Origin of the sequence: Anabaena sp. FACHB-83, from assembly GCF_014697485.1 — a bacterium.
Classification (GTDB): Bacteria; Cyanobacteriota; Cyanobacteriia; order Cyanobacteriales; family Nostocaceae; genus Nostoc_B.
The window spans coordinates 20,502-28,466 of sequence record NZ_JACJRY010000066.1 but is presented as its reverse complement, the minus strand read 5'-3'; the positions used below and the strand labels follow the sequence as shown (position 1 = coordinate 28,466).

Below are 7,965 nucleotides of genomic sequence, written 5' to 3'. Positions count from 1 at the left end.
CGCAGATTCAGTAAGCTCAAAGAATACGCAGAGTATGCTGACAAAACAATGACTCAAGTGATAGATGAGCTTATTGACTCGTTACCAAGCATAAACAATGCTGACTCCTCACCTACCCCCTGTCCTGTCAAGGAAAGCGGATTGAATTGGTTGTGGGTCAATTCGTCGTCAGCCAAAAATTCATCCCACATCTGACCCGAAGGGCAGTGTGGGATGAATTTTTGATTAAGCTAAATCAATCTCTCGATTTTCTAATAGTTCTCCTACCGAGTCTTTGGCAAAACCAATCAAGCGAAAATTAATCTTTGGTGCAATTTGATGACAAACCTGCAAAAGTTTAGGCATCACAACATGGCTGGTGTAATCTGAACTGCCAATTGTAAAAGTTGTTTGAGAATTTGTGGCATCAAACGTTTGGCTGGCGGCTAATGTTTGCCGAATTTGTTGTAAAGCTACTTTGATACCGGGTGCAATTGCCACTGCTTTGGCTGTGGGCTGCATTTCTCTGCCAATTCGGATAAATAGATCATCTTGAAATAGCGTGCGTAATCTAGCTAAAGCTGCACTCATGGCTGGTTGCCCCAAATACAGCCTTGTAGCTGCGGCTGTCACACTTTTTTCTTCAAAAAGTGCCTCAAAAGCAACCAGCAAGTTGAGATCAACGGCAGATAAATCTATTAATCCCATCGATGAAACACATTATTTCAATCAATTTGATTAATTTATAACATCTCAGTAAAGTAAAACTAACAGTTATTTAAAAGTTATCAACATGACAACTCAAACCAAGATTGCCGTAGTTACAGGTAGCAATCGTGGCTTAGGATATGCTATCTCCCGAAAATTGGCTCAAATCGGTATTCATGTTGTTTTAACCAGCCGTAATCAAACAGATGGTCTAGCAGCCAAGCAGCAGTTATCTAGTGAAGGGCTAGATATCAACTATCATGTACTCGATGTAAATAGTGGCAGTAGTGTTGCAGAATTTACTCAGTGGCTACAGCAAACCTACGGCAAGTTAGATATTCTGGTAAATAACGCTGGTATTAATCCTACCGCCACACCGGAAGAATCCAGCTTATTGACTGTTCGGCTAGAAACAATGCAAGCTACATTTAACACTAATGTTCTAGCGGTACTGAGAATTTCTCAAGCTTTAATTCCCTTGATGAAACTCAACAACTATGGTCGCATTGTGAATGTTTCTACCGAAATGGCTTCTTTGTATACAATGGGCAGTGACTACTACCCCCTCGCGCCTTCCTATAGACTTTCCAAAGTCGGGATCAATGGGCTAACTATACTTTTGGCTAGGGAACTCCAAAATGAGAATATTCTCGTCAATGCCTATTCTCCTGGTTGGATGAAAACTGATATGGGAGGTGAAAATGCGCCATTCACCGCAGAAGAAGGCGCAGAAACAGCAGTTTATTTAGCAACCCTACCAGATGGAGGAGCGCAAGGGCAATTTTTTGCAGAGATGCGGAAGTTTGGCGGGCCAATTCAATTACAGTGGTAAGTTTCTCCCCTTCTCTACCCGAATTTCTCACGTATGGGTAGCGGGTGTGGAGAGAGAGGGGAGTGTGGGGAGTGTGGGGAGTGTGGGGGGAAAGATTTTTTCACCATCCTCCCACACTTCCCACCCCTCCCACACCCCTGGATTTCTCTCTTGTGAGAAATCCAGGTTTACGCCGCTTCTCTCATGGGCGATTGAACAGCTACCTCTGGAAAAGAAAGTGAAAGTTGTTCAGCTTGCGGTACTGCTGCTTGTTCTAATACCTGTATTTCAATATTTATGCTGATTAAATAACTTCCTGTATCAGCACCAACCGCTTCGGCAATTAAGCGGGAAAAGTCTGGACGTTTTGCAGTCAGTGGGTCACGTAAAATACAGCGATCCCATTCGTGCTTGGCAGTTGGATTCAGGTTGAGAATGTAATGCTTGATCATAGTTGCATTGCACTAGGATTTCTGGACGCTATATCTATTATAGTACAAATGTACTGCATTGCCCAGAGGTTGTTTCACTTGCCAATAGGGTGGGCAATTTTCCCGAATTTCTCACGTATGGGTAGCGGGTGTGGGGAGTGTGGGGAGTGTGGGGAGTGTGGGGGGAAAGATTTCTTCACCATCTTCCCACACCTGTGGATTTCTCTCTTGTGAGAAATCCAGGTTTTGCCCACTCTACTCTGTTCCCTATTCCCTGTTCCCTGCTATATTGACCATTGACTCATCACCCTTACCATTCATCTGTGCATTCAATAGCTGTGCATCATTCACCCAGATAGCTTGTTGTGGTACTGGGATATTAATTCCGGCTTGGTCAAGGGTAACTTTCAGGCGGCGGCGATATTCCCGTGCGACATCCCATTGTTTAAGAGGTTGGGTTTTAATCCACACACGAATAATTAAACCGCGATCGCCAAAATGATCAATACCCAAAACTTGCGGAGTTTCAATAATTTGATGTTTCCATTGCAAATCTTGATCCATCTCTAAAGCGACTTTTTTAATCAAGTCCAAAGCATGGTCAACATCAGCTTCATAGGCAATGGGAACAGTTAAATCGGCCCGTGACCAACGGCTAGAGAGGTTGGCGACAATTTTAATCTCACTATTGGGAATTGTAATTAAGCGTCCTTCTGAATCGCGTAGTTGTGTCATCCGCAAGTTGAGATTTTCCACTAAGCCACCCACATTGCCCACATTAATCACATCGCCCAACGCATACTGGTCTTCCAGGATAATCAAGAAGCCGTTAATGGCATCTTTAATTAGGTTTTGGGAAGCCAAAGATACAGCCACACCAACTAAACCTGCACCTGCAAGTAGAGGAACAATATCTACCCCCAGAGAAACAAGGGCGAATAAAATCCCAACTCCTACCCAGATAATAGTGACAATACTTTTAGTCACACCTGAAAAGGTAGAGACTCTTAAACGCAGACGTTCAGAAGTATCGGAGGTTAATAAAACCCCACTACTGATGAGTGTCGTTGTGAAGCGATCGATTAAAGCATAGCTGAAACGGGTAGCGACATAAGTCCCCAAGGCCACAACAGCAAGTTTTAAGGGAATTTGCGCCGCCGAGAGTATGGCTACTTGCAACGGTCGAGTGTAGGGAAATAACCCCAAAATCAGAAAATTACCCCCTCCCCAAATTCCAGCTTGCGTTAACTGAAACAAACGCTTCTTTACTTCTTGAAAATGACGATGTTGCTGTTGATTCAGTTGCGTTGTAATTGGTTGCGCTGTCGAAGAAATTGATGGAACTGGCTGCGCTGTTTCTTTGCGAGAGCGACGCTGCCAATAATATACACCCCAACTTGTGACCACCATCACCAGGCCAATGCCAGCAGCAATTTTACCTTGATTGAGTAGATATTGAGTTTGTCGTTCTTGTTTTGCCCGTTGTAAGTCTTCTTGTAAAGCATCAGCAATTTGATTCGCCGAGATCAGCTGATCTTCTTGTCTAAGTTCTGCATCCTCAGAGGTGACAGTCATCAGATATTCACCATTCACCTGAATGACGGGTATTTCGTTAACTTTCCGCACCTCTACCTTGATTTCCGTTGCTGAGGATTGAAAGTAATTCTGGCTAATTTGATTCAAGTTTCGCTGAATATTCTGTAAACGCTCTGGCAAATTAGTTTTAGTGGCGCTGATTTGAAATAAACGACGACCATCTAAATAAATCCAGCCAGAAACATTTCTATTCTCAGAGTCATTACTCAAGCTGCTGGGAGTTTGCAATAGTGGTAACAAGGGAATTTGCGCGTTTACTGGTGTTACAGCAATAGCAGAAACCGTGATTGAACCAAAAAATGCCAAAAAATGCCAACGCACTCCAACACCTCCTTGAAGAAAATCTATTTTTGATTACTTACTTAGCCATACTCCAAAATTGACTTTAGTAATTGTACCTATCTAAAGTTAAGTTTTCTGGTTAAAGATTGCAAATTATGAAATTTACTGATGTTTAACTCTTTAGATAGATGACAAATAGATTCATCAACTTTTAAGGATAACTCAGCAGAATCTGTGATTATACTCTCACAAAAAATAAATTAAACCACAATTCAAATAGCCCGGTATTATTTGGTTTGGTTTCACTCACTACATCTCAACTAATAGGAATACGGTTTAATTCCTGAATCTAGTTGTGTAAGCAGGGAGTAGGGAATGGGGAGTAGGGAGTAGGGAGTAGGAAAGACTGCTGATCTGGGTGTACTGATTTTTTTCATAAATCAAATATGAGTCCTATAGGTAGATAAAGCAGTTGTAGTTAATGCCCAAGCAAAACTGTTCTTGAGCAATATTCATTCTTTAAAAATCAGAGCTTTAGTTTAAAATATTGAACTTAAAGGGCTAATACTACTGTATGCGTCGAGATTCAATATTTTACAAACTATTTCAACAATCTCCTACACTGTTATTTCAATTATTAGCAACACCACCCAGCAATGCAGAAGCGTACCGATTTGATTCAGTAGCCGTCAAAGAACCCAAATTTGAAATTGATGGTGTTGTCTTGAAAAGTTTTGTGGAAGGAAACCTTCCCCACAAACTTTTCGCTTTCTCCCGCCAGAAAATCAAGGTGCAGGAGTTGTGTACTTCTGTGAAGTGCAGTTCCAAACAGATGAACAGCTTTACGAAAGAGTATTTGCTGAATCTGCACTTTATTTTTACCGTAACCGTGCTAGATTCTGCGATTGGCAAGCAGTCATCATTTATCCATCACGCAATACTGAACAAAGTGATATTCATCCACATCGTTCCTTCCTCAATGGTGGACAAGTGCATCGGGTGTATCTGGATGAATTAGGCAATATTCGCTCTTTACCGATATGGGTAGCGTTGATGGTGCTGACAACTCTAGAGGAAAATCAAGCACCAGAAGAGGCGAGATATCTCTTAACTAGAACTCGCCAAGAAGTCGCAGAGTCAGGGAGTCGCGCCATAATAGAGATGATTCTCACAATTATGGTGTACAAGTTTGAACAGTTAACTAGAACAGAGGTTGAGTCAATGCTGGGAATTACACTCAAAGAAACGAGAGTTTACCGAGAAATTAAAGAAGAAGGGCGTGAAGAAGCAACAGTTAATCTAGTCCTTCGGCTCCTAAATAAGCGGTTTGGCGAATTATCGGAAGAAATGCGCTCTAAAATTGCTGGTTTGCCTTTGCCTGTTCTGGAAGATTTGAGCGAAGCATTGCTAGATTTTACCAGTTTGGCTGATTTACAGGCTTGGTTAGAAAAGCGATAGATTAAATGAGAAAAGTCGGATTCATCGAATCTTATCGGAAAAATGGGGTAGGGGAATTGTAGAGTAATTTATAGTTCTAGAATCTAACTACCCTCATCGTTACATAATGAACGCTGAAGCAGCATTAGCATGGTTAGAGACCATTATTCCTGCTCAAACTGGGGAACGGTTGAGCGAATTGCAGAAAGTTATTCTTCAGCAGGTTTGGTTGGGTAGAAAATATTTAGATATTGCCCATGCTTACGGCTGTACAGAAGGACATGTTAAGGATGTTGGCTCACAGTTATGGAAGTTACTGTCTCAGGTGTTGCGACAGAAGATTACTAAAAGTAATTGTCGCGCTACTTTGGAACGAGTTCTGAGAAAAACTTCTGCAATATCAGGGTTGATTAATGAGTCATTATCGCCGCCACAAACTGTCCCCAGATTAGAAGATACTAATTTTATTGGGCGACAAGATGCGATCGCTCATGTGAATACTCTGGTAAACCAAGGCGCGAAAATAATTGTCATCCAAGGTGAGGGAGGTTTAGGCAAAACGACTCTCGCCCAGCAATATCTACAAACCCTGGGTTTTGACTTGGTTTTAGAATTATTAATGGCGAAGGAAAGCCAAAATATCACTGCTGCGGAACGAGTGGTAGAGGAATGGTTAAAACAAGACTTTGGCGAAGAACCAGGGATAGAGTTTGGCGTAACATTAGGACGATTGAAGCGCCAACTGCATAATCGGCGCATTGGAATTTTAATTGATAATTTAGAACCCGCATTAGATCAGCAGGGAAAGTTAATTGCGCCTCACCGCAGCTATGTAGAACTGTTGCGGGTTTTGGCTGATGTACGGGTGCAGTCTGTTACCTTAATTACTAGCCGAGATCGCTTGTGTGAACCAGGGTTGAATGTACATCATTATCGGCTTCCTGGTTTAGATCAAAGCACTTGGCTAAAGTTTTTTAGCAACCGTGGGTTAACGATTAATCTTTCTACTTTGCAACAAATACATCATACTTACGGCGGTAATGCCAAAGCAATGGGTATTCTGTGCGGTGCAATGCAGGAGGATTTTGGTGGTGATATGAGTTTATATTGGCAAGCAAATCATGATGATCCTTTAGCCGCCACCGATTTAAAAAATTTAGCCGTTAGTCAAATTAATCGTCTACAAGCCCTTGATGCTCAAGCTTATCGTTTGCTGTGCCGTTTGGGTTGTTATCGCTACCAAGATATCCCCACGATTCCATCTCCAGGGCTGTTTTGTTTACTTTGGGATGTTCCTCCGACTGAACATCGTCAAATTATTGCTTCCCTGAGAAATCGCTCGTTAATAGAGTGCAATCAAGGCGAATATTGGTTACACCCGGTAATTCGCGCCGAAGCGATCGCCCGGTTACGCACTAGTGATGAGTGGGAAATTACAAATCACAAAGCCGCCGAATTTTGGACAGCTAATGTTACACAAATCGCTACTTTTAAAGATGCTTTACAAGCTTTAGAGGCATACTATCATTACATCGAAATTCATGAATTTGAGTTAGCTGGTAAAATTATTCTCAAAAGTCGCAATAATCAATGGCAACAGTTTTTACCTTTGGGTAGTACGTTATATCGGATGGGATTAATTCAGCCTATTTTGGCGGCAATTAATCAAGTAATTAACAATATTGAATCAGAAGAAAATATTATTGAATTATACAATATTTTGGGTGATTTGTATTGGATAAATGGAAAAATCAATCAAGCGATCGCCTGTCAAGAAAAAACTATCAATTTAGCCACACAAGCACTAAAATCACTTGTACCGCAGTTAGACAATCAACATCAAGTCTATTATCTGCGAATGTTAGAAGTCGATTCACTGTTAAGCATTGGTCTTTACAAAATAGACTTATGGGAACTAGAATCCGCCCTCAAGTTATTTCAACAAGTAATTTATCTAGCACAAAATACTGCACATCATCGCTGGGCAGAAAAAGCCTCTGTATGTTTAGCATTAGTTAATTCCTATTTAGGATTTTGTGATGTAGCTGATGAATTAGCAAATGCAGCTTATGAAAATATTGCCAATGAAAAATTACTCAAGACGGGAAGATTTGCTTATTTCATCCAAATTTTAGGACAAACATATCTCAATTTAGGTAATTTATCTCAAGCCAACCAAATTTTTCAGCAAGCATTGACCTTTGCAGAAGCAGGTCATTATATGCAAGTTAAAGCAAAAACATTAAACAGTTTAGCAGAAATTTATCGCCAACAAACAGATTATCAATTAGCCCTTATAAATCATACAGCAGCTATCGAACTCCTAGAGCAAATAGGCGCGAAATGTGACTTAGCAGAAGCTTATTTTCAATTAGGTTTAACTTATCAACAACTCGCCAAGACTGATATCAGCCAAATGTATTTTCAGCAAGCAATTCAGTTATTTACAGAAATCCAAGCACCGAAGCAAGTTGAGAAGATATATAAAGGTTGGTCTGTTGAGAATAGACAAGGATGACAAGGAGGACAAGGTAGATATAGAATTCTAAATCATTTATGAAATTCTCTTTCTTCTCTTTGTTTTCCTTCTTTGTGTCCTTTGCGTCCTACCCTGCGGGAAGCCGCTACCGCGTCTATGCGGTTCGTTAAAAACAATATTTTTTCACAACTCAGACAGGATTGCTATAGAAGTGTGGATAATTTATTGTTTGGAATACCCTA

4 protein-coding genes and 3 pseudogenes are annotated in these 7,965 nt (G+C 41.0%); 4 read left to right on the top strand and 3 right to left on the bottom strand.

Annotated features, from left to right (window positions below; translation table 11 throughout):
* Positions 1-195: pseudogene (locus tag H6G79_RS36550) on the top strand (hypothetical protein); the annotation flags it as partial.
* A 33-nt stretch (positions 196-228) separates the two neighbouring features.
* On the opposite strand, the pseudogene H6G79_RS37560 reads toward H6G79_RS36550, so the two are convergent.
* Positions 229-687 (bottom strand): annotated as a pseudogene (locus H6G79_RS37560) (LysR family transcriptional regulator); the annotation flags it as partial.
* An 85-nt stretch (positions 688-772) separates the two neighbouring features.
* On the opposite strand from H6G79_RS37560, the gene H6G79_RS33300 reads away from it, so the two are divergent.
* Positions 773-1,519 carry an SDR family oxidoreductase gene (locus H6G79_RS33300; RefSeq protein WP_190593713.1) on the top strand — a complete coding sequence of 249 codons (747 nt, stop codon included), beginning with the start codon at positions 773-775 and terminating at the stop codon, positions 1,517-1,519.
* Positions 1,520-1,686: 167 nt separating this feature from the next.
* On the opposite strand, the gene H6G79_RS33295 is transcribed toward H6G79_RS33300, so the two are convergent.
* Positions 1,687-1,950, bottom strand: a complete 264-nt coding sequence (locus H6G79_RS33295) for a hypothetical protein (protein WP_190593711.1) — start codon at positions 1,948-1,950, stop codon at positions 1,687-1,689.
* A gap of 246 nt (positions 1,951-2,196) precedes the next feature.
* A complete protein-coding gene (locus H6G79_RS33290; protein ID WP_190593709.1) occupies positions 2,197-3,846 on the bottom strand; it encodes a mechanosensitive ion channel family protein in 1,650 nt (549 codons plus the stop codon).
* A 535-nt stretch (positions 3,847-4,381) separates the two neighbouring features.
* On the opposite strand from H6G79_RS33290, the pseudogene H6G79_RS33285 reads away from it, so the two are divergent.
* Positions 4,382-5,265: pseudogene (locus tag H6G79_RS33285) on the top strand (DUF2887 domain-containing protein).
* 106 nt (positions 5,266-5,371) lie between these two features.
* Positions 5,372-7,762, top strand: a complete 2,391-nt coding sequence (locus tag H6G79_RS33280; protein ID WP_190593706.1) for a tetratricopeptide repeat protein — start codon at positions 5,372-5,374, stop codon at positions 7,760-7,762.
* The last annotated feature ends 203 nt before the right edge of the window (positions 7,763-7,965 follow it).